We start from the raw sequence: 23,134 nt of genomic DNA on the forward strand, positions 1-23,134 counted from the left end.
TTCTGTTTCATTGTTTAATAACAACTAAAGGATGGAAATCAGGAATGAGTCATAGTGAGCTAGTAGGGAAGCTCCTGACCATAGGATGATGTGCCAAATGATGACTTGGAAAATGACCCAGCCTCGTTTTGTCGATGTCAGATAGGTGACGCATTTCACCTGATACCAGATAATCCATAGCTGGAAAATGGAACAGGCTCCAAAGAAATAGATGACCCAATCCAATTCAGTGAAATAGGACGCCAGGACCCCGAAAGAAAAAGGGGATACGTACCAGTCAAGTCCAGCATAGACCATAAAGGGAATCCAGGTAAGTCGTTCCACTAACATGACTAGTAACACGTTCATTTGAATAATGATCAGCTTTTTATAAGAGACGGTATTGAAAAGCCAGAAAAAGAATGGTGTCACTAACAGAAGAAAGAGTGCGAACAGGACGGCATAGATTACACGCCCAAGCAGAAACCATACTTTTCGAAGCTCGTACTCGATCCTTGTGTACTCCGTCGCATTTGCTGACAATGGATCAGTACCTAGACCAATCCAGCTAGTAGCTATGTATGTTAATGTGGTTAAAAACAAAAGTAGGAAAAAGAGATTGTAAAAGTTATAGATTCTTTCCGCACGATGCAGCTTGAAGAGGTGATCGTCACGATGGAAGAATAACTTGAATGGATTGATGAAATACGACATGGCCAGCCACCTTTTTAGTTTCGATGTATCAATTTTAACCGAAAAAGGTAAACTTTTCTAGAATATACCAACATCGTGTCAGACAATGGGTAAAAGGGTGTGAGGCATTGGGTATATGGTAGTGAATTCAAATCATATTGTTTAAAAGTAGGACAGCCGTGGAAAAAGATAAATAAATAGAAAAAGACGTTGCAGTTGCAACGCCTTTTGCATGTGATAGGTAATTAGAATGATTTAGCGCCAAGGTAGCGGCTGGACCAGTAACTGATGTTCATGTCACTGATTTCTACGCCACGGCTGGATCCTGCATGGATGAACTTGTTGTTTCCAAGGTAGATGCCTGCGTGGGATGGACCAGCTTTATAAGTTTCAAAGAATACTAGGTCTCCTACAGATGGTGAGCTTACAGAGGAACCTGCATTATAGATGCCTGCAACCGTTCTTGGAATGCTGATTCCCTGTTGAGCAAATACATATTGTAAGTAACCACTGCAATCAAATCCGCTTGGGGAAGTTCCAGCCCAAACATATGGTACGCCGATATAGGATTTAGCAGTTGAGACCAATCCAGAGTTATTCGCTTCGGATTTAGTTGTGGAAGCGTGTGTCGGTTTGCTGGAATCATCATTGCTTGCAACCGCGTCTCCCTTAAGCGTTAGCGTTTGGCCCACATAGATGATATGGCTGCTGATGTTGTTCCATGATTTCAATGATGCGACGCTTACATTGTATCTGCTTCCGATTCCGGATAGTGTATCGCCACGTTTAACAGTATAGGAAGTAGTAGATTGATTGGATGAAGTAGTAGATTCAGATTTCGTTGTTGTTGAGCTGCCAGTAGTAGAGTTAGAGTTGGAAGTAGTGGCAAGTTTAAGTTTTTGACCTACATAGATGATATCGCCAGACAGGTTGTTAAGACTCTTGATGTCGCTGATGCTGACATCATAATCTCTGCTGATTTCCCAAAGTGTGTCACCCGATTTTACTGTATGATAGCTGACACTTGCTGACGTTTTATTTGATGATGAATCAGATGAAGCAGTCGTATTGGAACTTGATGAACTGGATCCTTCTGAAACTTTCAATGACTGACCTGGATAAATGATATCAGAAGAAAGACCATTCAATTGTTTGATTTTATAAACAGAAACGCCATACTTTTGAGAGAAATCCCACAACGTATCTCCGCTTTTCACATTGACACTTTCTGCATTTGCAACACCCGCACCGATTGTCAAAGCACCCACAAAACTAGTCGTAACAATTGCCTTCTTCAGAAAGTTGTTTTTCATTATGTACCTCCAAAATATATTATGTTTGTAATTTATTAGTAAAAATCTAATTCCTATACTATCACAGAACAGTAGGGGTATAACATTACAAGTCCATTACAAAAACGTAACAACCCCCAGTAAATTTTTTAATATATTTTAGGGTTGTGCCAGGTGGGTTTATTAATAATGGGTAGAAACCTCTTTCTGATCACCAGGCATTAATGCTTGAATGGCAAGGGTTCATTAGACATTTTTCGCTATGGAGCAACATAAAAGTTCTGTTTCTCTGATTTTTCTGCGTCACGATTCGGGGATGTATCCCTGTACATAATGTGTAATTTTACATATGTATTTCAATTTCAATTCATTTGAAGGTGAAGAATACTATTGTTAAATAAAGAAAGACCTGACCGGAATTCCGATCAGGTCTTTCTGATATTGAGGATTTCAAATCAGGAACTCGGAGCAGTAGAATAATTCGTACTTCCCGATCCTCCGTCTGAACTTTTGAAGAACAACTGACGATCTTTATATAGGAATACCATTGAAAGTGTGAAGGCAAGGACATCCGACAATGGGAAAGCGAGCCATACCCCAGTCACCCCGAAGAAATGAGGGAGCACGAGCACTAACGGTATCAGAAACAGTACCTGCCTTGCCATTGATAGAATGAATGCGGGTCTTGCCTTTCCTAATGCCTGATAGAGACCACCGCTGACGACCTGTGCGCCGATAAGGATGGCCATCGCAAACATGATTCGCATCGCATGGGCACCGGCATCGATCGTTTGCTGGTCACCGGTGAAGATCATCATCAGCACTTCCGGCAACGCCATCATGATGACGAAAATTCCGGCAGACATGATCGTGACTACTTTCATTCCGAGTACAATCGTGTCACGCAACCGCCCGTAGTTTTTGGCTCCGTAGTTGAAACCGATGATTGGCTGCATCCCCTGCAGGACGCCGATCATCGGCATGATCGTGAACATCGTCAGTTTCTGGACGATTCCGAACACCCCTACCTCGAATTCTCCACCGAAACGGATGAGCATCGAGTTGATAGCAATCATCATGGCGCTTCCGGCTACTTGACGGACAAAAGCGGGCATGCCGATGATCAATGTCTCTTTAATGACAAGCCATTGAGGTTTCAGAGCTTTTAGGTGCAGGTTCAGTGAACTTTTGCCGCCTAGGAAATAGACAAGTACCATGACGGAACCGATTGCCTGGGCGATGACGGTTGCAAGCGCAGCTCCTTGGACGCCCATATCCAATCCGAAGATGAAGATGGCATCCAGGAAAATATTCAGGATGGCCGGAACCACCATAGTAATCATGGCGACCTTGGAATTTCCTTCAGAACGGATGATGTTGTTCGTTGAAAATGCAAACGTAAAGAATATAGAACCTACTAAGATTGGGAAAATGTAATCTGAAGCGTAGGGCAGGATTTCATCACTGGCACCGAACAGCTTCAACATCGGGTCCATAAAGGTGAATGCACTGATCAACCCGAAGAAGCTGACCGCCACAATCATGAAAATGACATTTCCGAATACTTGGTTGGCTTCTTCCTGACGATCTTCACCAAGCCTACGCGAAATGACGGAAGCACCCCCGATACCTACAGCAGCGGACACTGCCATCATGATCATCATTGCTGGAAAAGCGATGCTGACACCTGCTACACCGAGAATCCCTACACCTCTTGCAATGAAAAGTGTATCGATAACGTTGTATAACGCCATGACGAACATGCCGATCATTGCAGGTACGGATAGGTTACGCAGTAATTTTGGAATTGGTTGTGTACCTAGTCGTTGACTCTGTTCATTCATTGTTGTTCCCTCCCCGCTGTTACTGGCTGGATATTAGCTTTCATTTTGTGCAGCCAGCGCATAATCGTTGCTCTTTCCGACTCCGAAAAGCCTTCACTCACCATGTTCTCGATTTCCAGAATCGTATTCCAAACGAGGTTATCCAACTGCTTCCCTTTGTCACTTATATCGATCACTTTCGTGCGTTTATCTTCAGCACTGGATGTTTTCGTAATCAGTTCTTTCTTTAATAAAGAATCCAGAATTCCGTTTATGGAGGATGCTTTGATATAGAGTCTTTGCTGAAGCTCGGACTGTGTTTGGGCCCCGCAGTCGGAAAGGAAATAAAGGACTTTGGCCTGTGCAGTCGTCAAGCCGAACTCAGAAAGCTTTTCGTTATATATATTTTTAATCAAGTGCGAAATGATATTGATATTGTACCCTAAGTGATGGTCGATCTCTCTTTTCATATTTACTTAGCCTCCTAACTAAATCAGTATAAACCATTCTACGTGTCAGGTAAATCGATAATGCTCGATGTGGAATGTTTATTGGAAAGTTGCTGTAGGGTAGAGAATCATAGAGGTGAGAGTAATGGAAACTTTAAGAGTGGCAGCTTATATAGCTTTAGGAATTGGCCTTATTTCTTCATTAATCATAGTGATAGACATTAGAAAACATCCGCAAATGATGAAAATCATGAACATCGTATGGCCGATCAATGGGTGGTTTCTTGGTCCGTTCGCTCTCTGGACTTACTTCAAGTGGGGAAAACTGAAGGCGAAAGATAATGAAAAGGAAGATCAGCGTGGAGAATCTTCCAAAGTGTTCGTCTCCACCAGTCACTGTTCAGCAGGATGTACATTAGGTGATGCGATCGGGGTTCCGATAGTGGCATTGACAGGAGTTACTGTTGCAGGCTCCGTTTTGTTTGCGCATTATGCAGTGGAATTCATTCTCGCTTACTTATTTGGTATCATTTTTCAATTTTTCGCGATCTATCCTATGAATAAAGAGGAAGGTCGATGGAATGCAATCAGAGAATCGATCAAGGCGGATACATTATCCCTGATTGCATTTGAAGTAGGGATGTTCGGGTGGATGGCTATCGTACATGGGGTGTTATTTGCACAGCCGCCTAAACCGGATACAGCGACATACTGGTTCATGATGCAGATTGCGATGATTCTCGGATTCCTTACCAGCTATCCTGCAAATTGGTGGCTTGTGAGAAAAGGAATAAAAGAAGCGATGTAGCGTGGTCGACTAAGTCATCCTCTATGGGGTGGCTTTAATTTTTTCGGGGGTTTTACCTGGAATAAGAATCCCGGAATAAGGGTAGAAGGATAAGAGGATGTTTGGAAGGGGGAAGACAGGATGCCGCGTTATAACCGCGCGTTATTTTTATATAATGGAAATGCCGGCAGTGACAATTTGGAACAGAAATTGTCCAAAACATTGCCGATTCTAGCACAGGAAATAAAAGAGCTTACCGTTGTGCAGACAAAAAGCATTGATGAAGCTAAAGAAGTCTGTCTTGAATATGGAGAAGTAGTGGAACTGGTGCTAATTCTCGGTGGAGACGGAACATTGCATGCGTGCTGCAATACATTGGCTGAATTAGATAAGCGGCCGGTGATCGGTGTGTTACCAGGTGGTACAAGTAACGATTTCAGCCGTCTGCTCGGTATGCCACAGAACTTATCACAGGCTGCTTCTGCAATCATCAACGGAAGGGAAGCCCCTGTAGATGCAGGGAAAGTCAATGGAGGGTACTTTCTTAACTTCTGGGGAATCGGTCTCGTGACAGAGACCTCCTTGAATATAGATGAAAACCAGAAAAACCGGCTTGGTGTACTCAGTTATTTCATCAGTGCACTTAAAACGATGAATCAGGCGACGCCATTCAATTTCCGCCTGGAGCTTGATGGAGAAGTAATGGAAGACGAAGCGGTGATGGTGCTTGTGTTGAACGGTAAGTTCATTGGCACAAGACGAATCCCGATTGATTCCATTGATGCAGGGGATGGGCTGTTGGATATTATGATCGTGAAGAATTCCAATCTGACGATGTTCAAGGAACTGCTGACCGCCAATCAGGCCTGGTCGGATGAAGACAGCTTCCAGGAACTCTGTCACAGGCGAGCTGAAAGGATCACGATTGAAGCTACTCCGAATCAGCAGTCGGACATGGATGGAGAATTGAAAGGGGAGACACCGACAACGATTGAAGTCGTGCCCAATCATTTCACTTTCCTTTATGCAAATTCCGAAGAATGAATACGCATGTCTAAATTCGGTACATACACGAGACATGCAAAAGGAGCTTTCACAGATGAAAGCTCCTTTCACTTTATACAGACGGCTATTCCAAGGGGGTAGTTTACTTTATCCCGTGGAGGCTCAATCAAAACTCCTTTTTGATAAAAAAAGTTCGTTTCACTGTAATTGGTAAATAAGTCACGGAATTCCTGTGGAGTGATCTGGTGAACATGAAAAGGTGACCCGCACGATTGACCTCTCCCCTCGCCGAAAGGTGTGGAGACGATCAACGTGCCACCCGGCTTCAACAGTGCATGATAGTTAGCAAGCAATTGCTCTTCGTCCTCAATATGCTCATAGGTTTCAAAGCTCGTAATCACATCGAAGGTTCCGAGTTCTGCTGGAAAGTCCGGATCAACTGCATTCATCACTTTGAACGTTGATAATGGATGGTAATACGTTCCCTTGGCATATGTAATGATTTCCGTATCAATATCGATTCCAACCACTTCATCGACGACGGACTTGTTTTCCTTCGCCATCATATGCGTTCCGTAACCAGATCCGCAGGAAAGATCAAGTACTCGTCCTTTCACGTATGGTAATGCAAACTGGTAGCGTGCCATATGCTCAAGAAGCAATTTGTTCGAGCTTTTCATGAACTCAGGAATGACGCGCTCTCCTGTATCTTCAATCACTTCGTTTCACCGCTTCCCTTATGGTAAGATAAGTATATGAACATTATGACATAAAAGCTGGTCAGAACAAATGGACTACTCTGATTGACAAGGTAGTGGGCGGGTTTTTATAATCGGTTTAATTTGAAGTGCAACAGAGAGGACGTAAAGTATGGAAGATAAAGAATTATATCAAAAAAAGAAGAATGACCCTTCTCTGAAGCTGTTCGTCGTTTTAATGAAAGCGGAGCGCGCAGTCGAAGAACTGGTGAAAAAGGATATTCAGCAGCACGGTCTTAATCCGACTGACTTTGGAGTGCTTGAATTGCTTTATCACCGTGGAGATCAACCGCTCCAGAAAATCGGTGAAAAGATCCTGCTGGCAAGCGGCAGTATCACCTATGTTGTGGACAAGCTCGAAAAGAAAGGGTTGCTTGAACGTAAGCCTTGTCCTGCAGATCGCAGAATTACGTATGCTGGGATTACAGAAGCGGGAGAGAAGTTGCTGAATGAAATCTTTCCGGATCATTGGAAAAAAATCGAAGAAATCACTGCCGGTTTGACCGATGAAGAGAAAGAACAGGCGATTCATTTGCTGAAAAAACTTGGTCAGTATGCCGACTCGATGAAAGGCTAGGAATTTTCAGAAAGATAGGGTATGATATAGTCAGCATTCATTACTAAAGACAAAGGAGGGTACGAAGATGCTATTTAATACGTGCGACAATGATCGTCATCTGCTTCATATTAATCGCGCGATTATTCATGATTTAACTGCGGATGGGAGAAGTCTGTCCTTTTTTAACAGTTAAATAATGAAAATAGCGTCTCGTATCTGATTAAATATTATGTATGAAAAGTCAGAGGTACAGGAGACCTCTGGCTTTTTTTGTCTTTAGGAGGAAAAATGATGATGATAACAATGAATGATATAAAGAAAACAATGGGTGGAACGGTATTGTTCGAAGCGCTCCATTTTGAAATGAAAGTTGGGGAAAGGGTTGGTCTTGTAGGCAGGAATGGTTCCGGCAAGTCTACATTATTCAAGTTGATCACTCAGGAAGAACCTATCGATGCTGGTGCATTGTATATCCAGAAGAATGTTTCCATCGGTCACCTCAAGCAAATCCCGGATGAGTGGGAAGGTACTGCAAAAGCATACCTTCTGTCTGCTTTTGATGATTTGATGAAGATGGTCCATGCCATGAACGAATTGGAGCAGGACATGGTCGACCCGGAGAAAATGGATAAGGCGTTGAAAAAGTACGGCGATCTGCAGGAGCAATTCACGCAGGCAGGTGGCTATGAAATAGAGGCGAACATTGAAAAAATCGCCCACGGTCTTGGTATTTACCATTTGCTTGACCAGAAATTCGCTCAGCTGAGTGGTGGGGAAAAAACGAAGCTTGGCCTTGCTATGCTCCTGCTTGAACAACCGAATGTCCTGCTGCTTGACGAGCCGACGAACCACTTGGATCTGAATGCGATTGAATGGCTGGAAAACTATCTGACCAGGTATGACGGAGCGGTTTGTATCATATCACATGATCGTACCTTCCTTGATCAGACGGTGGACCGTGTTGCTGATTTAGAGTCCGGGGAGATTACGAGTTATAAAGGTAACTATATAGCGTTTGAAAAGCAGAAAGAGGAGAAGCTCCTCGCTGAATTTCAGGCGTACCAGGAACAGCAGAAGAAGATCAAGAAAATGAAAGAAGCGATCCGAAGACTGAGGCAATGGGCAAATGAAGCTAACCCTCCTAATGAAAAGCTTTTTAAAAAGGCGAAAAGCATGGAGCGTGCCCTGGAACGGATGGAAAAGAAAGAAAAGCCGTTGATCGATCCGAAGAAAATGAAGCTTGCGCTTGATGCGGATGGAAGAAGTGGTACAGATGTATTTCTATTACAGGAAGTCCGTAAGTCTTTCGGTAACAGAGATGTGCTGACGGGAGTCGATTTGCACCTGCGATATAAAGAACGCCTGGCAATCGTCGGTGCGAATGGCAGTGGAAAGTCCACCCTGCTCCACATTCTTCTTGGTAAAGGGAAAGAAGATCAAGGGACGGTACAGGTCGGTAGTTCGATGGAAATTGGCTACTTGCCTCAGGAGCCGCTACAGGGTGCGGACCCCGAAATGAGGATGATCGACTATTTCCGTGAGCATATTCGAGTAACGGAAGGGCAGGCGCGCCACATATTGGCTGCTTTCATGTTCTATGGCTACCACGTCTTTCACAAAATCAGGCAGCTGAGCGGTGGGGAACAGATGCGGTTGAAGCTCGCCATTTTCATGCATCAGGGAATCAATGTGTTGATCCTTGATGAGCCGACGAACCATCTTGATATTGAGTCGCAGGAAGTGTTGGAGGAAGCGGTCGAAAAGTTTGCCGGGACAGTACTGGCTGTCTCACACGATCGATACTTCCTGAATGCATGCTTCCCTGAAACCGCCTATTTAGTGGATGGTAAACTCCATCGTTATCTTGGGAATTATGATGCAACTCAAACGAAATGGAAAGAACTGCAGGAAATGGCTTTGGAAAAAGTGGAGCGTAAGTCTGTTCCAGATCAACAGAAGCGGACACCTGAATCTCCAATAATTGACGAAGCGGATGTTGAAGAACAGATTCTAGCACTCGAGGAACAATTGGAACAGCTTCAGCTGCAAATGGCTGAAGAACAGGACGTGGATCAGTTGATGGAAGCGCAGGATCGAAAAGAAACACTGGAAAAAGAGCGTGATCGACTGTATGAGCACTGGATAACGAGCTGATGTGAAAGAGGCTGGGACAAAACAATTTATCCACGGTCCAAAGACGATCATTTTAGTGTATTCTCTGAACCTCGCTAATGATCTCCGTGCAAGACTCCGCTTTCCGCGGGTAGCCCGTAAGCCTCCTCGGTCGTACCTCCCTGTGGGGTCTCACATTAGCTACTCTTCCCACAGGAGTCTACGTCTTGCACTCCAATCAACCGCTGGAAAGAGCTAGAACTAAATATAAATTCGAACTAAAAAACCGAACTATTTGGCATCAGCAAGCCAATTCAGTTCGGTTTTTATATACACTAAAACACTTTTGTCCCAGCCTCTTTGTTCTGTTCAAATTTACTGTATACAATCATTGAGTTCAATGAATCACCGGGTGCTTCTCGCGGTCGTGCTTGTGCTGCTCGTAATAGTCAACCATGTGAGGAATGACTTCTTTCAAGTCCGGACATCGGATCGGTGTGCTCCTCAAGTCTTCCAACGCCTGTGTGCAATCATAATTACTTTCACAAGTGAAGTAAGCCAACGATTCTTTCTGGACCCCAAGTGCCTTGCGTAACTGTGGCAGTGACAATGATTTTTCAGTCAGGAACATCGGTAGCGAGAAACGAGGTTCCTTTTGTAAGTATTCGTTCAGCAGCATTTTATAGATATCCCTGGCTTTATAGGGGCGCGGATCTGTTAAATGATAGGTTTTGCCTTCGCCGGATGGATTGTGTGAAAGCTCGATCGTAGCCTGGATCACATAATCCAGTGGAACGAGGTTTACATAGGCATTCCCCTTACCAAAATACGGGACAATTGGCGATCTCCGAATGCGCTCCAGCAAATTCAACATAAGGTAAGGACCATCGAATTTCATTGTTTCGCCGGTTTTTGAGTCACCGATGACGATTCCGGGACGGATAATGGTAGTGGGAACTTCATTCATTATCGAAGCTAGCGTCCGTTCTGCTTCATATTTCGTATATTCGTAGTGGTTTTTGAAGCCTGCATTGTGCTCAAGTTCATGTTCGTAAATCGTACCTTCACGTTTCCCTGAAACGTAGGCAGTACTGAAATACGTGTATCGCTTCAACTGTTTGAGTCCCTTCAACCATTCGTTGATGTGACTGGTCCCGTTAACATTTACTTGCCACGCTGGCTGCAAAGGTACAGCTAAATCATAGATCGCAGCAAGGTGATACACGTGTGTCACTTTCTCACGTAACTGTTCCTGTTGCGTCGGTTGCAGCCCGAGGCCGGGTTTGGTGATATTTCCTTCCACAGCTGTCAATTTATCAGCGGAAATAAGTCCTTCCATTGACAACTGTTGAATAGAGTCTTCCGCTTTATGTTTCATGTCGGGTAAATGAAGCAGGTACACCTGATCGATTGCATACCCCTGATGAATGATTTCTTTAATCAGATGGGTGGCTAGAAATCCTGGATATCCAGTAAAGAAATAAGTGGCTCCCATAACGATGCTCCTTTTATGTTTGGATATTTTTGTATTTCTAGAAGTTTCTGGAGGAATCCTGCTTTTTCCGTAAGGCTAGTTTATTCTGCGTGCTTCAGGGAAATATTTGTATGTGAGTAAAAGGAGGCAATTTAAATGAAGGTATTAGTGATTGGAGCAAATGGACAAGTAGGGAAACACATCGTAGAAAAGCTGAAGGGTACTGAACATGAGCCTGTAGCGATGGTTCGCGATACGAACCAGATACCTCAATTTGAAGAACAGGGGGTAAAAACGGTTCTCGGAGATTTGGAAGGTGACTTTGAGTCGGCATTTTACGGAATCGACAGCGTCATTTTCGCTGCTGGTTCAGGACCTAATACAGGGGCGGACAAGACGATCCTGATCGATCAGGAAGGTGCCATCAAAGCCATGCATTTGTCCACCTTCTATGGTGTGCGCCGATTCATGATGCTAAGCTCTGTCGGAGCCGATCGCCCTCATTTGGGAACGGATGATATGAAGCATTATCTCTATGCGAAACACCGAGCAGATGAACATCTGAAAAGTACCGACTTGAATTATACAATTGTACGTCCCGGTATCCTCACAAATGACGCTGGCAATGGAAAAGTCGAAATTGCAGAGCACCTTTCGGAGATCGGAGAAATCCCGAGAGAGGATGTCGCTCATTCCATTGTACACTTATTGGATGTGCCTGCTGTGGAATATAAAAGTTATGACCTTGTTAGTGGAGAGCAGAAGATCGATCAGCTGTTCAGGACCTGAATATGTATAACCGACAGGATTCTAAAAATTTCATGTTTATCCTATTTCAATGGGGGTAAACATGTCTATGGACTTATGTTATGATAATCCGTAGTTATTTGGAACTATCGGTTTAAGGAGGTCACACCATGTCAACTCAACAAGTGGTTGTCTATATCAGTGATAATTGTAAAAGTTGTGAGCGTCTCATTCATCAGTTCGAAGAATGGGAACTTGATTATACAGTGAAAAATATTTCAAAAGATAAAGCGTATTTTCAAGAATTGCAGCAGAAGAAGGTGTATGGAACCCCGGCCACATTCATTGACGATGAACGAGTATTAGGCTTTCAAAAAAGAAAACTGAAACGGACGCTAGGAATCCGTGAAAATGATATGCGCGATAACACCGCATTCAATGCGTGAGAAACAAGCGATGCCCCCATCCCTTGTTTCTCTTTTTTTATGGAAAAGCTCCGTTTGCTGAAGACTCAGTGTCGAGACAAGTGTCTCCCAGCCGACCTTTCCACTGATTGAAACTGACAGTAAGCATTAACTTTTTTCGGGTTCTATCATAGGCTGTAGTATAAATTGGAAAGGGTGAGTACACGTGTATCCGTTCGATTACAGACCAGAAATGCCGTTCAACCAGAACTTCCCCCCTTTCGAGCAAATGCAGCAGCCATTCTTTCCACAACAACCTCAGCAATGGGAGGGAATGGAATGGGGAATGAATCCTCAGGTTGGGAACGACTTCAATACCCAACAGGCGCCCCCAAACCCACCATCTACCCCTTTTGAAATTTACGCTAAGCCGCCATACGAGCCGCCGCAGGATGCTTTCGGTGGTTACGGGCAGAATCAGCAGTTCTACGGTGGTGCTCCGAAGCCGGGAATGTTAAGCATGTTCCAGGATAAAAATGGGCAGCTGGATATGGAGAAGATGATGTCGACGGTAGGACAGATGGCAAACACAGTCAATCAATTGTCGCCTCTTATGAAAGGAATCGGGGGATTATTCAAAGGGTTCCGTTAAAAAGCGTGCAAAACTGCACGCTTTTGTGCTTCAATCGGCTGAGAGAGCGGCATGCTTTTTCTTTCAATGGGGTATGGTATAGGTAACAGATTACATAGGAGGGACCAGCGATGATCGGTTGTCTTTGCATTCACGGGTACACAGGAAGTCCATATGAGGTGAAACCTTTAGTTGATTATTTGGATGCGAGGACGAACTGGGAATTCGTAGTCCCTACATTGCCAGGTCATGGGGAAGATCTGGATTTGAAGGGCCATTATTATCAGGAGTGGATTGCAACGGCCGAGCTGGCGCTGCTGCAGATGATGAAGGAAAAAAGCTATGATAAAATCTATATCATCGGTTTTTCCATGGGTGGAATGATTGCAGCCTACCTTACTGCAAAGTATAAGATCGATCGACTTGTGCTGTTATCTGCTGCAGGTAAATATATATCGATTCCTCAAATGTACAAAGATATCCTCGGACTGATGGTGGAAGCGGTGAAAGGGAGCGTCAGGTCGAATGAACTCTATCTACGTTACAGTTATAAGATGAAGCGCACACACTTTTCTTCTACGCTCGAGTTCATCAAGTGTGTGAATTTCACGAGGGATTACTTAGCATATGTCACCTGTCCGGTATTGATCATGCAAGGAGAACTGGATGGCATGGTTCCGCTGAAGTCCGCCTTTTATCTGGAACAGGAAATTCCATCTGAGAAAAAGGAGCTTGTCTTTTTGAAGCAGTCGAAGCATCTGGTCTGTCACGGAGAGGATCAGGATGAACTGTTCGATACAGTCCTCTCCTTTTTAACAAGATGACAAGATAGGAATAATTCACAAACATAGAATCTTAATGATTCTATGTTTTTCTTTTGGGTCAAACCCCCATTAAAGGTAATTTATGTTAAGGTGAAAGAGGTGTAATTACTAACGAAGAAAGGAATGGTAAGATGCTTGAAGGTGCTTTGATCATGATTGTTCTTGCGGTACTTGGAGTGGTAGTGGTGATTGGTGGAATCATTACGTTCATCATTTTCCGTCTCCGTTACAAAACCGCAAGTTCGAATGAAGCGTTGATTGTCACTGGCCCGAAACTTGGCGACCCTGAACAGGAAAAGAACGTATTTGAGGACGATAATGGCAGATCTGTCAAAATCATTCGTGGTGGTGGATACCGCCTGAGAATGTTCCAGACAGCGACCCCGATCGACCTTACGTCTTTCCAATTGCAGGTCAACTCAGATAAAGCTTATACAAAAGAGGGAATCCCAGTACGTGTCGCCAGTACTGCTGTAATCAGTATCGGCAGTGAACTGGAAATCATGGCGAACTTCGCAGAGAAATTTCTCGGTAAGAAACAGAAGGAACGGGAATCGGAATTGAAGGATGTATTGAATGGACATTTGCGTTCCATCATCGCCTCGCTCCCGATTGAGAAAATCTACAACGATTTCAAAGAAGTGAACACCCAAGTCAAAAAGATCGCTGAATCCGACTTGAAAGGGATGGGCTTTGAAATTACATCCTTTGCACTAAATGATGTGGAGGATGTCGATGTGGAAAATGGCTACATCGATGCACTGGGCCGACCGCATATCGCAGAAGTACAGAAGAAAGCGAACATGGCTGAGTCCGATGCAAACAAAGAAACACGGATCTATCAGGCTAAGAACGACCAGGAAGCACAGGATGAAGAGAATCGCCGCCTGACTGCTGTCGCTGCTTCAACGAAAGAAAAAGAAATCAAGGAAGCGGAGTTCAGAAAAGATACTAACCGTGCAAAAGCAAGTGCCGATCAAGCCGGTGAACTGGAAAGACAAAAGATTGCCCAGCAAATCAAAGAAGAAGAGCTGAAAGTACAGTACATAGAGAAACAACGGGCAGTTGAGATGGAAGAAGAAGAGAACAAACGTCGTCGTTCGATTGCCGATGCGGAAGCGTATGAAGTTACGAAACGTGCAGAAGCAGAAGCGAATACAGAGCGGATCAAAGGGGAAACCGAAGCGGAAGTCATTCGTCAGCGAGGCATCGCACAGGCAGAGTCGAAAGAACGGATGGCAAAAGCGATGGAGCATTACGGCGAAGCAGCCATCATCGAGATGCTTATCAATGTACTGCCTGACTATGCCGAGAAGGTTGCATCTCCATTAGCGCAGATCAAAGACATGAAAGTGATTGATATGGGAGGCGCGAATTCGCAAGGTGGATCTACAAAGGTTGCGCAGAGTGTGACTTCAACAATGCTTGGCATTCAGGAGTCCTTGAAGGAAACAACCGGAATGGATTTGAAAGCAATGCTTGAGAATTACGTTTCTAGAGGAAATGTGAATCACTTCGGCTCAGAATATGATCGTCAGTACGAGGAAATATCCGCAACAGAGGAAGCGGATGAAGTAGAGGACGAAGCAGTCGAACATAATGAAGAATCGCCGAAAACCGAAAAAGAATGATAATAAAAGCACGTGCAGCTTTCAATGCTGCACGTGCTTTCTGTTTACTATCAATCTCTGAAAAAGGCGATTACGATGGCGCTTTCCCCAGTGTAAGTAGCAATCAGTGGTCCCATTTCTACAAATAATGAGTCCTTGAACTTATATTTCTCCTTAATATCATTCAGAATCGTGCGCCCGCGTTCCGCGCTATTTACGTGAGACATCGCGATCACCTGGTCTTCCAGATTGCTGGCATATTCCCCGACCTGTTCGATGAATCTGCGAATTGCCTTCTTATTACCGCGAACCTTTTCACTTACTTCGATTTTTCCTTCTTCGAGGCTGGCGCGCAGGATCAGTTTGATGTTCATCGTCTTCGCAATAGCCCCTTTGACACGATCAAGTCTACCGCCTTTGATCAGGTTCTCCAATGTCTTCAGTACAAAAAGGGTGGTTACTTTCTCGGCACGATTTTCCATATGTGTGACGAGCTGGTTCCATTCGTATCCTTCTTCCATACGGGTGGTCGCTTCATGAATAAGCAAGGCAATGCCGCAGGAAGCGGTCTTCGTGTTGATAACCTTGATTTTCCTATCCGGTTCTTCCTCAAGAAGCATGTCCGCTCCCATGACCGCACTGTCATACGTACTGCTGACACCACCGGAAATTGCCAAAACGAGGATCGGCTTCTCTGGATCGACTTTTTTGTACACTTCATAGAAGTCATATGGGCTTGGCGCAGAAGAACGGGGGAGCGAGCTAGATCGTTTCAACTTATCATAGAATGTCGGAAGGTCTAAGTTGTCCGTTTTGAGTTGTTCATCATCGAAATGAAGGTTCAGCGCTACAGACAGCACTCCATATTTGTCCATCATTTCTTTTGGTACATCTGCACCACCGTCAATTATCAGCTGGATCGTCATATCCAAAACACCTGCTCTCAAAAGTTTATTTTTTCTTTTAACCAATCAATTGAATTCTTTATCTGCTCGTGTCAATTTCGGTTTGACCTTTTTCGTCGTACTGAAGATGAACATCATCAATCCGAACAGCACGATCGATCCACCAAGCCATTGTGACCAGGTAATCACTTCCCCAAGTATGAAGTAGGCTAGAATGGAAGCGCCGATCGGTTCGAAAAGGATACTCATCGAAATCGTCGATGTACTCAACCATTTCAACGACCAGTTGAAAAGTGTATGGCCGAAGAAAGTAGGGATGATGGCTAACGCCAGGAAAATCATCCACTGATCGGAATCATATCCGGTGAACGGGTGCTGCAGGATTACGTTATAGACGACGAGCGTCAAGGATGCCATCCCATAAACGACGAACGTATAGGTCATCAATGACAAACGTTTGCGGATATTTTGTCCAAGTAAAAAATATCCTGTCACCATCACCGCGCCCAATAACGCGAGAATATCCCCCAGCAATGCCAAACCGCTGATTTGGAAATCTCCCCAGCCGATGATGACGCTTCCAGTAATTGCAATGATCAGGCTGAGAACGGCGCCGGCTGTGAACCGTTCCTGAAAAAACAGAAACGTGCCCAGGAAAGCGAAAATCGGCTGGAGTGTCACAAGCACGACCGAACTTGCCACGGAAGTGTAATTCAAGGATTCAAACCATAAGATGAAGTGGAGTGCCAGGAAAATTCCGGCAAAGATCGAAAGCAGCCAATCTTTCCTGGCTATTTTCGTAAATTCATCACGATGTTTCCAAATGACATAAGGTGCCATGATTAAAACTGCGAGTAAAAGCCGATAATTAGCAATAATGGATGCAGGAGCATCCCCTGCCAGCTTCACGAAAATAGCAGCGGTGGAAACGGAGAGGACTCCGATCATAACCGGTATATATGGATGAAATGGAGGCTTATCCATTGGATCCCTCCTTGAAGATTCAGTTTTTATCATTTTATCATTCATCCGTTTGAAAAGCATCTTAAAAATATGTAGAATTAGGTATGCGCTTGTGTTATGATGGATGAATCTATTGGAAAAGTGGAGCGGCAGCCTCTTCTGTAGTGGAGGAAGGCTTTTTTAACGTGTCTTACTATAGATATACAGATTACACACTAAAAGGAGTATGAAAAGAACGTGACTACATTTTATTCTTTAGGATTAACAAAACCAGTAATCAAAGCTTTGGACCAGATGGGGTTTGAGGAGACGACACCAATCCAGGCTCAAACGATTCCACTGGCGATGCAGGGCCGGGACGTCATCGGTCAGGCACAGACAGGTACTGGTAAAACAGCAGCATTCGGTATCCCGATGATTGAGCGTATCGATCAGGACCGTAAAGATATTCAAGGGTTGATCATCGCACCGACTCGTGAACTTGCGATCCAGGTTGCGGAAGAAATCAATCGTCTTGGTAAATTCAAAGGGGTACGTGCATTGCCTGTCTACGGTGGACAGCATATGGAACGTCAGATTCGTGCATTGAAAGACAATAATCAGATTGTGGTTGCAACACCTGGACGCCTATTGGATCACATTCGCCGTAAAACAATCAAATTGCAGACCGTCCACACAGCTGTGCTGGATGAAGCAGATGAAATGTTGAACATGGGATTCATCGATGATATCAAAGATATCCTGAAAGCAATCCCTGAGCAGCGCCAGACATTGCTTTTCTCTGCGACAATGCCGAAAGCAATCCGCGAAATCGCGACGACGCTGATGAAAAAGCCAGAGGAAGTAAAAGTAAAAGCAAAAGAAATGACAGTGGAGAACATTGAACAGTTCTTCGTAGAAGTGCAGGAGAAGCAGAAATTCGATACGTTGACGCGACTATTGGATATCCATGCACCAGCACTTGCGATCATTTTCGGTCGTACGAAGAAGCGTGTCGATGAGTTGACTGACGGATTGCAGGCGCGCGGTTTCCGTGCGGAAGGAATCCACGGTGACTTGACGCAAGGGAAGCGTATGTCCGTGCTTAAGAAGTTCAAGCAGGGTCGCGTTGAAATCCTTGTAGCTACAGACGTAGCAGCACGTGGATTGGATATTTCTGATGTATCCCACGTCTATAACTTCGATATTCCACAGGATCCGGAAAGCTACGTGCACCGTATCGGCCGTACAGGTCGTGCTGGTCGTACTGGTGAGGCAGTCTCATTCGTCACACCTCGTGAAAAAGCACAATTGGCCTTGATCGAGAAGCTGACGAAGAAAAAGGTAGAGCGTCTAGCTGTTCCATCCATGGATGAAGCGCAGCGTGGTCAGCAGCAGGTTGCTGTCGACAAGATGTTGAAAACGATGGAAAGCAAAGACTTGAAAGCATACCACCAGGCAGCGAATGAATTGCTGCAACAGCATGATTCCATCGAGTTGGTAGCTGCTGCATTGAAGATGATGACAAAGGAACGTCGTGAAGTTCCTGTCCGTCTATCAGGTGTACAGCCGATCAGCGTCAAAAAAGCATGGGATGATAAGAAAAAGAAAAAGTTCAACCGTAACGACAAGAAGCGTGGCGGCGGAGGCGGATACAACCGCAACAAGAACTCACGTAACCGTAAGTTCAACCAGAAGCGCAGCCGCAACAACCAAAGCCAAAGCTAATTTTAAATAAAAACGTCAGCCAATCCGGCTGGCGTTTTTTTGATGTCAGGAAACCTTAGTTTCGAGACTGAAGTATGTGAATAACGTGGCTGGGAAACGAGTCGCTTTCCTGCAGGGATGGTGGCAAGCCTCCTCGAGCCAACAGCTCTGTGGGGTCTTGCCAACCATGCCATTCCTGCCGGAGTCTCCCCGTTTCCCAGTCACCATACGATAAAAAGCTCTCGAACCTAACTTTCTAAGTGAGGGGTTGCCACATTTGATATCGTCTGGTCATTATTGTGAAATTTTAACTGTTTGTGTAAATATTCATGTAGCGATTTCGCGAAGAAGTTGTAGCTAGGGGTGTTGGGGAAGGGTGAGACTCCCACGGGAGAAGGAGCTAGGCGAGACCCCGGAAGGCTTGCCAGTTCCCCGGTAGGAAAGCGAATCTTCCCCAACGCCTCTAATACTCGCCAATCATCTCGAAATCAATGCTTCATAAACAATTTCACGAGAAATTTTCAGTAAAGTGAAACCTGACTGTGGTAAACTGCATCTGTTAAGGTAGAACGGCTGATGGGGAGAGAGCGGAATTGGATGTATTAGCGAAACTGGAACAGCAAGACGAGCGGACAATGAAAGAAGTGATGGATCAGTACGGCTCCTACTTGAAAAGGAGCAGCTACCTGATGGTGAAGGACGAACAGCTGGCAGAAGAAATCGTGCAGGACAGCTTCATCAAAGCCTTCCGAAACATCCATCAGTTGAAAGAGCCGGAAAAATTGAAAAGTTGGCTTACCACCATCACCTATAACCTATGCCGTTCCCATTTAAGAAAGAAAAGGTTCAAGCTCTTCTCGATAAGCGATCATGACCATCACCTTGAAGACGAGCGGGAAGAACAACCCGAATCCTACATTGTCAGAATCAGTCAGAACCAGCAGTTGGCAAAAGCAGTACTGCAATTGAAAGATACATACAGGGAAGTCATCGTTCTTTTTCATTACGATGAATATTCCATTGAAGAAATCGAAGCCATTACTGGCATGAAACAACCTACGATCAAAACACGCCTGAGACGTGGGAGAAACCATCTGAAAGAGATTCTGGAGAAGGGAGGACTGGGTGATGAATGACATGAAATCCAAGCTTGATAAAGACCTGGAACAGATCAAATTCCAATCACAGCAGGAAGTGCTTCGCCATATCCAGCAGCCGAGAACGTGGAAAGAGCGGTTCGTCGAGTTGTGGAACAAGGAGATTCAACTGCCCGTCCTCCCGATGACGACCGCCAGTGTTGTCCTGTTTGCAATGCTTTCTTTTTATCCGGTATTGCAAAACGGAGACGGCATTCAGGATACAAGATCGATCCAGCAGACAGAAATCATTCAGAAAGGCGGCAGTGTCTATTGGAAGGACCAGTTCGAAGAGGTGAAAAAGCATGAAGATTAGCATGAAGGTGAAGCATCTCGTCTATACGGCACTTGGAGTGCTGTTCGCCTCGCTGCTCATTTCTCAATATATTCTTCCAACTTACAGCGAAGCGGGAGATCGACAGAAGGAAGTCTCCTCAGCGGAGGGAATTTTGAAGAAGTTGGAGTCGAGCATGTTGTCAGACAAAAAACGGAATGACCTCATTATGGATCAGCTTTCCATCCGCTCAGTGGACTATAACACCTATGACTTATATATAGGGCCCAGCATGACTCACCAAAGCGCAGTGACAGATGGGATTGAAAAGGTGCCTTTTGAACAAATGCTGCCGCATGTAAGAGGTTATCTTGAAAAGAATCGAAATGCTACCTATGAAACTGCAGTGAAATGGATCGCCATCCATTACAGAAACCAAGGTAAGCTTGAAAAAGCGGTGAAAGAAGTAGATCGGTATGCTGATCAACTTACGATGAAAGGCAACGAGTATTGGAGCCTTCAATTATTCAAAGCTGAATTGTTATCTGCAGAAAGTCCTGAAGCATCGTTAGAAGCTCTGAATGAATACAAGCAAGGGATAAGGAAAGTTCCAGATTCCTATCTAGCATTGGAATCAGTAAGACTTGAGGTCCGGATGCTGCTTGCAGAAAAGCGTTATGAAGAAGCGCTTGGCCTGATTGAAGAATGGAGTCCAAAGGCGAATTCGGAGAATGTATTTTCTACCTACAATTATTTAACGACTACGCAAGAACAATTGGAAGCATGGGAGGAAGAACAGGCATCGCTTCACACAGTATCCGGCAAAATAATGAAGGATAACGGAGAGCCGTTAAAGCATGTAACCGTCTATTTGCGACCTCCGGAGTTTTCGAACCATAGCGTGATGGAGGAAAGTGAACCGTTCTTCGCTACCACGGATGAAGAAGGACGCTTTACCATTGGTGGTGTGCCGAAAGGGAATTATGAAATGATGCTCGGCATGCAGTTCTCTCAGATCAATGGGTACACCTGGCCTGTGGAAAACGGAGATGTGTTCACTGTAGAGGAAGATGAATATACCGAAGTGAATATGCAGCCATTGATGAAAACCTATGCGCCTTCAGATTTCGAGGAGCTGAAGGGAAATGTGACCTTCGAATGGGAACCTGTGGAAGGGGCTGCTTCCTATGAATTGAACTTGGGGATTGATACAGATAACTATCATATCTCCTCGCTGGCAAGACCTGATATTCAAGGAACCACCGTCACCCTTAAGAAGGATGAGATCCTCGGTCATGCGAATGGAATCAGTCATTCCGGTAACGGAGACGGAGGCATGAAGCTCGTACCTGAAAGTGTGCTTGGTTTTTCGAACGCGGAAGCGGATTTCTTCTGGTACGTAAACGCATATGATGCGAGTGGAAACTTGATCACCTCAAGTAACGGATACCGGTTAAGTGAGGATTATGTCGGGGAAATTCCTTACTTCCAATACAAGGAGCATGATTTATCGAAAGCGGATCAGCTGCTGCTCGATGATCAAACCGAACAAGCGATTGAAGCATATCAGAACGCATATAAAGAAAATCCGGAAAATATCCATGCCCTTCGGATGCTGACAAAGCTTACTCGTGAAATGGAACAGTTGACGGAGGATGAACAGAAAGACCTCGAAATGGAGTACTTCAAAGATCTTGCTGAGAAGACAAACGATGCCCATGCCTTATTCCGGCTAATGATGCACGCTTCTGAAGAAGGGGATTGGGAATCTTACTTTGAATATGCAGAGAAATACAAACAAGTAGAAAACATGAACAGCTATACTTCTGGAATGCATGCAATTGCGTTGATGAAAAGTGGTGAAGAACAGCAGGCTGCATCACTTTTTGAAGAAGTAGTCGTAGAAAGAGGAGAGCACCGGTTCATGCCGGTTTGGGCAACGTTGACCATCAGCATGACTGGAGATTTCGAACAAGCGATTGAACTTGCTTCCAAATACCCTTACATTGATGATGAGTCGGATTGGAAAGGGATATTGGAAAGACTTGAGAAAAAATTGGAAGATGATCCAGTAGCGAAAGAACAATTTGAAGAAGGGCTTGAGTTGTATCTTTCAGGAGATGAATCAAGCTTTAATCAGTGGCTTGAGAAAGAAGCGGAAAATACTGTGCATTTCTTTTTCAAGCAGTTGCAAAGAGTTTAAGAAAAACGCATGGATCACTTATGGTCCATGCGTTTTCCTGTTCTATCAGAGGAATCTTCCGATGACGGCGAAAATTACCAGGATGGCAAGACCTCCCCAAAGTACATAGGTGGCAATTTTCTTTGTCGGGAATCTCCGTTTCTTCCAACGGTTCGGGTTGAATGAGATTTCATCGTCATTCCTGCTTCTTCTGTTCCGCCATGTTGAAAAGCCAGTCACATTTTTCAATACGAGTGGTGCAATGATGAATCCTCCGGCAAGCCCACCGATATGACCTAGGATATTGATATTCGAACGGATGAAGGTCATGACAAGGCCGATAACTAGAATCGTCATTACGATTTGTGAGTTCGCCTGATCGATCAAATGCTTTTTATTCATCACCATGTACAGATAGACGCCGAACAATCCGAAGATCGCTCCTGAAGCACCTAAGTGTGGAATGATCGAGTCCGGGTTGAAAATATACGTGGCTAAATTTCCGATGAACCCCGCGAACAGGTACGTGAGTATGAACTTCCCTTTCCCGAGCATCTGTTCCAATGCCGGGCCGAAAAGAATTAATGAAAACGAGTTGAAAACGACGTGCCCCAATCCACCATGCAGGAAAACCGGAGTGATCAACCGCCAGTACTCGCCTAAGCCTACGGCTGCGTTCAGACCGATGCCTGCCCGCAGCAGGTCCTGGGCAAAAGGCAACTGTAAAACATCGATCAGCAGCCATAGAACCAAATGAATGGTAATCAATATCGATACGACCGGGTAGAATCTAAGGAAATCTTTGAAGCTTTCGGTACGGAGAAACATAGTACATCCCCTT

General features: G+C 44.6%; 23 protein-coding genes. 14 read left to right on the forward strand and 9 right to left on the reverse strand.

Translation table 11 applies throughout. The features are described 5' to 3' along the window. Positions 1-24 precede the first annotated feature (24 nt). From ACFQ2J_RS08835 to ACFQ2J_RS08850, 4 genes are all read right to left on the reverse strand, one after another. Positions 25-693, reverse strand: coding sequence for a hypothetical protein (locus ACFQ2J_RS08835; protein ID WP_386058914.1), 669 nt, complete (start codon positions 691-693; stop codon positions 25-27). A 224-nt stretch (positions 694-917) separates the two neighbouring features. Further along, complete coding sequence (locus ACFQ2J_RS08840; RefSeq protein WP_449343032.1) at positions 918-1,985, reverse strand: LysM peptidoglycan-binding domain-containing protein; 1,068 nt, start codon at positions 1,983-1,985, stop codon at positions 918-920. A gap of 434 nt (positions 1,986-2,419) precedes the next feature. Continuing rightward, the gene (locus tag ACFQ2J_RS08845; RefSeq protein ID WP_386058917.1) at positions 2,420-3,808 is read right to left on the reverse strand and encodes an MATE family efflux transporter; all 1,389 of its coding nucleotides are present in this window, start codon (positions 3,806-3,808) and stop codon (positions 2,420-2,422) included. Further along, the gene (locus ACFQ2J_RS08850) at positions 3,805-4,257 is read right to left on the reverse strand and encodes a MarR family winged helix-turn-helix transcriptional regulator (RefSeq protein ID WP_386058920.1); all 453 of its coding nucleotides are present in this window, start codon (positions 4,255-4,257) and stop codon (positions 3,805-3,807) included. Before ACFQ2J_RS08850 ends, ACFQ2J_RS08845 begins: the two co-directional genes overlap by 4 nt. Before the next feature lie 124 nt (positions 4,258-4,381). Here ACFQ2J_RS08850 and ACFQ2J_RS08855 point away from each other — a divergent pair, with 124 nt between their 5' ends. Both ACFQ2J_RS08855 and ACFQ2J_RS08860 read left to right on the forward strand, forming a co-directional pair. Next, positions 4,382-5,044, forward strand: coding sequence for a DUF4396 domain-containing protein (locus ACFQ2J_RS08855; protein ID WP_386058923.1), 663 nt, complete (start codon positions 4,382-4,384; stop codon positions 5,042-5,044). A 120-nt stretch (positions 5,045-5,164) separates the two neighbouring features. Further along, positions 5,165-6,067: a YegS/Rv2252/BmrU family lipid kinase gene (locus ACFQ2J_RS08860; RefSeq protein WP_386058926.1), complete on the forward strand. Its 903-nt coding sequence runs from the start codon at positions 5,165-5,167 to the stop codon at positions 6,065-6,067. A gap of 68 nt (positions 6,068-6,135) precedes the next feature. Here the strand turns inward: ACFQ2J_RS08860 and ACFQ2J_RS08865 are convergent, their stop codons facing one another. After that, entirely contained in the window at positions 6,136-6,747 is a 612-nt protein-coding gene (locus tag ACFQ2J_RS08865; protein WP_386058928.1) for a class I SAM-dependent methyltransferase, read from the reverse strand. Positions 6,748-6,898: 151 nt separating this feature from the next. Here ACFQ2J_RS08865 and ACFQ2J_RS08870 point away from each other — a divergent pair, with 151 nt between their 5' ends. The 3 genes from ACFQ2J_RS08870 (at position 6,899) to abc-f (ending at position 9,499) form a co-directional block, all read left to right on the forward strand. After that, entirely contained in the window at positions 6,899-7,363 is a 465-nt protein-coding gene (locus ACFQ2J_RS08870; RefSeq protein WP_386058931.1) for a MarR family winged helix-turn-helix transcriptional regulator, read from the forward strand. 67 nt (positions 7,364-7,430) lie between these two features. Beyond that, on the forward strand, positions 7,431-7,538 hold the full coding sequence (locus ACFQ2J_RS08875; RefSeq protein ID WP_386058934.1) for an RAxF-45 family protein: 108 nt from the start codon (positions 7,431-7,433) through the stop codon (positions 7,536-7,538). 98 nt (positions 7,539-7,636) lie between these two features. Next, complete coding sequence (abc-f, locus tag ACFQ2J_RS08880; protein WP_386058937.1) at positions 7,637-9,499, forward strand: ribosomal protection-like ABC-F family protein; 1,863 nt, start codon at positions 7,637-7,639, stop codon at positions 9,497-9,499. A 355-nt stretch (positions 9,500-9,854) separates the two neighbouring features. Here abc-f and ACFQ2J_RS08885 read toward each other — a convergent pair whose 3' ends face one another. Beyond that, positions 9,855-10,952, reverse strand: coding sequence for an SDR family oxidoreductase (locus ACFQ2J_RS08885; protein ID WP_386058940.1), 1,098 nt, complete (start codon positions 10,950-10,952; stop codon positions 9,855-9,857). Positions 10,953-11,087: 135 nt separating this feature from the next. On the opposite strand from ACFQ2J_RS08885, the gene ACFQ2J_RS08890 reads away from it, so the two are divergent. The 5 genes from ACFQ2J_RS08890 (at position 11,088) to ACFQ2J_RS08910 (ending at position 15,168) form a co-directional block, all read left to right on the forward strand. Further along, a complete protein-coding gene (locus ACFQ2J_RS08890; protein WP_386058944.1) occupies positions 11,088-11,720 on the forward strand; it encodes an SDR family oxidoreductase in 633 nt (210 codons plus the stop codon). A 128-nt stretch (positions 11,721-11,848) separates the two neighbouring features. Then, positions 11,849-12,124, forward strand: coding sequence for a glutaredoxin family protein (locus ACFQ2J_RS08895; RefSeq protein ID WP_386058947.1), 276 nt, complete (start codon positions 11,849-11,851; stop codon positions 12,122-12,124). A gap of 184 nt (positions 12,125-12,308) precedes the next feature. Then, the gene (locus ACFQ2J_RS08900) at positions 12,309-12,734 is read left to right on the forward strand and encodes a YppG family protein (RefSeq protein WP_386058949.1); all 426 of its coding nucleotides are present in this window, start codon (positions 12,309-12,311) and stop codon (positions 12,732-12,734) included. A 110-nt stretch (positions 12,735-12,844) separates the two neighbouring features. Continuing rightward, a complete protein-coding gene (locus ACFQ2J_RS08905; RefSeq protein ID WP_386058952.1) occupies positions 12,845-13,537 on the forward strand; it encodes an alpha/beta hydrolase in 693 nt (230 codons plus the stop codon). Between the two features lie 131 nt (positions 13,538-13,668). Beyond that, positions 13,669-15,168 (forward strand): flotillin family protein, encoded by a 1,500-nt coding sequence (locus ACFQ2J_RS08910; RefSeq protein ID WP_386058955.1) that lies wholly within the window; start codon positions 13,669-13,671, stop codon positions 15,166-15,168. Between the two features lie 50 nt (positions 15,169-15,218). Here ACFQ2J_RS08910 and ACFQ2J_RS08915 read toward each other — a convergent pair whose 3' ends face one another. Both ACFQ2J_RS08915 and ACFQ2J_RS08920 read right to left on the reverse strand, forming a co-directional pair. Further along, positions 15,219-16,073, reverse strand: a complete 855-nt coding sequence (locus ACFQ2J_RS08915; protein ID WP_386058958.1) for a DegV family protein — start codon at positions 16,071-16,073, stop codon at positions 15,219-15,221. 45 nt (positions 16,074-16,118) lie between these two features. Beyond that, a complete protein-coding gene (locus ACFQ2J_RS08920) occupies positions 16,119-17,036 on the reverse strand; it encodes a DMT family transporter (RefSeq protein WP_386058961.1) in 918 nt (305 codons plus the stop codon). A 216-nt stretch (positions 17,037-17,252) separates the two neighbouring features. Here ACFQ2J_RS08920 and ACFQ2J_RS08925 point away from each other — a divergent pair, with 216 nt between their 5' ends. The 4 genes from ACFQ2J_RS08925 to ACFQ2J_RS08940 all read left to right on the forward strand — a co-directional run bounded on the left by ACFQ2J_RS08925 (position 17,253) and on the right by ACFQ2J_RS08940 (position 22,314). After that, the gene (locus ACFQ2J_RS08925) at positions 17,253-18,722 is read left to right on the forward strand and encodes a DEAD/DEAH box helicase (protein ID WP_386058964.1); all 1,470 of its coding nucleotides are present in this window, start codon (positions 17,253-17,255) and stop codon (positions 18,720-18,722) included. Between the two features lie 572 nt (positions 18,723-19,294). Continuing rightward, complete coding sequence (locus tag ACFQ2J_RS08930; protein ID WP_386058968.1) at positions 19,295-19,837, forward strand: RNA polymerase sigma factor; 543 nt, start codon at positions 19,295-19,297, stop codon at positions 19,835-19,837. Beyond that, entirely contained in the window at positions 19,830-20,153 is a 324-nt protein-coding gene (locus tag ACFQ2J_RS08935) for a hypothetical protein (RefSeq protein ID WP_386058971.1), read from the forward strand. Before ACFQ2J_RS08930 ends, ACFQ2J_RS08935 begins: the two co-directional genes overlap by 8 nt. Further along, positions 20,143-22,314, forward strand: coding sequence for a hypothetical protein (locus ACFQ2J_RS08940; RefSeq protein WP_386058974.1), 2,172 nt, complete (start codon positions 20,143-20,145; stop codon positions 22,312-22,314). Before ACFQ2J_RS08935 ends, ACFQ2J_RS08940 begins: the two co-directional genes overlap by 11 nt. A gap of 45 nt (positions 22,315-22,359) precedes the next feature. Here ACFQ2J_RS08940 and ACFQ2J_RS08945 read toward each other — a convergent pair whose 3' ends face one another. After that, positions 22,360-23,121 carry a rhomboid family intramembrane serine protease gene (locus ACFQ2J_RS08945; protein WP_386058977.1) on the reverse strand — a complete coding sequence of 254 codons (762 nt, stop codon included), beginning with the start codon at positions 23,119-23,121 and terminating at the stop codon, positions 22,360-22,362. Positions 23,122-23,134 lie beyond the last annotated feature (13 nt).

Source organism: Thalassobacillus hwangdonensis (assembly GCF_042675915.1).
Taxonomy (GTDB): domain Bacteria; phylum Bacillota; class Bacilli; order Bacillales; family Halobacillaceae; genus Thalassobacillus_A; species Thalassobacillus_A hwangdonensis.

What these genes read in the sequence shown, in the direction of transcription:
- ACFQ2J_RS08905 (WP_386058952.1), top strand. Translation starts at nt 12,845, where the DNA reads ATGATCGGTTGTCTTTGCATTCACGGGTACACAGGAAGTCCATATGAG.
- ACFQ2J_RS08845 (WP_386058917.1), bottom strand. Translation starts at nt 3,808, where the DNA reads ATGAATGAACAGAGTCAACGACTAGGTACACAACCAATTCCAAAATTA.
- ACFQ2J_RS08945 (WP_386058977.1), bottom strand. Translation starts at nt 23,121, where the DNA reads ATGTTTCTCCGTACCGAAAGCTTCAAAGATTTCCTTAGATTCTACCCG.
- ACFQ2J_RS08850 (WP_386058920.1), bottom strand. Translation starts at nt 4,257, where the DNA reads ATGAAAAGAGAGATCGACCATCACTTAGGGTACAATATCAATATCATT.
- ACFQ2J_RS08875 (WP_386058934.1), top strand. Translation starts at nt 7,431, where the DNA reads ATGCTATTTAATACGTGCGACAATGATCGTCATCTGCTTCATATTAAT.
- ACFQ2J_RS08860 (WP_386058926.1), top strand. Translation starts at nt 5,165, where the DNA reads ATGCCGCGTTATAACCGCGCGTTATTTTTATATAATGGAAATGCCGGC.
- ACFQ2J_RS08920 (WP_386058961.1), bottom strand. Translation starts at nt 17,036, where the DNA reads ATGGATAAGCCTCCATTTCATCCATATATACCGGTTATGATCGGAGTC.
- ACFQ2J_RS08840 (WP_449343032.1), bottom strand. Translation starts at nt 1,985, where the DNA reads ATGAAAAACAACTTTCTGAAGAAGGCAATTGTTACGACTAGTTTTGTG.
- ACFQ2J_RS08885 (WP_386058940.1), bottom strand. Translation starts at nt 10,952, where the DNA reads ATGGGAGCCACTTATTTCTTTACTGGATATCCAGGATTTCTAGCCACC.
- abc-f (WP_386058937.1), top strand. Translation starts at nt 7,637, where the DNA reads ATGATGATAACAATGAATGATATAAAGAAAACAATGGGTGGAACGGTA.
- ACFQ2J_RS08895 (WP_386058947.1), top strand. Translation starts at nt 11,849, where the DNA reads ATGTCAACTCAACAAGTGGTTGTCTATATCAGTGATAATTGTAAAAGT.
- ACFQ2J_RS08855 (WP_386058923.1), top strand. Translation starts at nt 4,382, where the DNA reads ATGGAAACTTTAAGAGTGGCAGCTTATATAGCTTTAGGAATTGGCCTT.
- ACFQ2J_RS08870 (WP_386058931.1), top strand. Translation starts at nt 6,899, where the DNA reads ATGGAAGATAAAGAATTATATCAAAAAAAGAAGAATGACCCTTCTCTG.
- ACFQ2J_RS08940 (WP_386058974.1), top strand. Translation starts at nt 20,143, where the DNA reads ATGAAGATTAGCATGAAGGTGAAGCATCTCGTCTATACGGCACTTGGA.
- ACFQ2J_RS08890 (WP_386058944.1), top strand. Translation starts at nt 11,088, where the DNA reads ATGAAGGTATTAGTGATTGGAGCAAATGGACAAGTAGGGAAACACATC.
- ACFQ2J_RS08935 (WP_386058971.1), top strand. Translation starts at nt 19,830, where the DNA reads ATGAATGACATGAAATCCAAGCTTGATAAAGACCTGGAACAGATCAAA.
- ACFQ2J_RS08835 (WP_386058914.1), bottom strand. Translation starts at nt 693, where the DNA reads ATGTCGTATTTCATCAATCCATTCAAGTTATTCTTCCATCGTGACGAT.
- ACFQ2J_RS08910 (WP_386058955.1), top strand. Translation starts at nt 13,669, where the DNA reads ATGCTTGAAGGTGCTTTGATCATGATTGTTCTTGCGGTACTTGGAGTG.
- ACFQ2J_RS08915 (WP_386058958.1), bottom strand. Translation starts at nt 16,073, where the DNA reads ATGACGATCCAGCTGATAATTGACGGTGGTGCAGATGTACCAAAAGAA.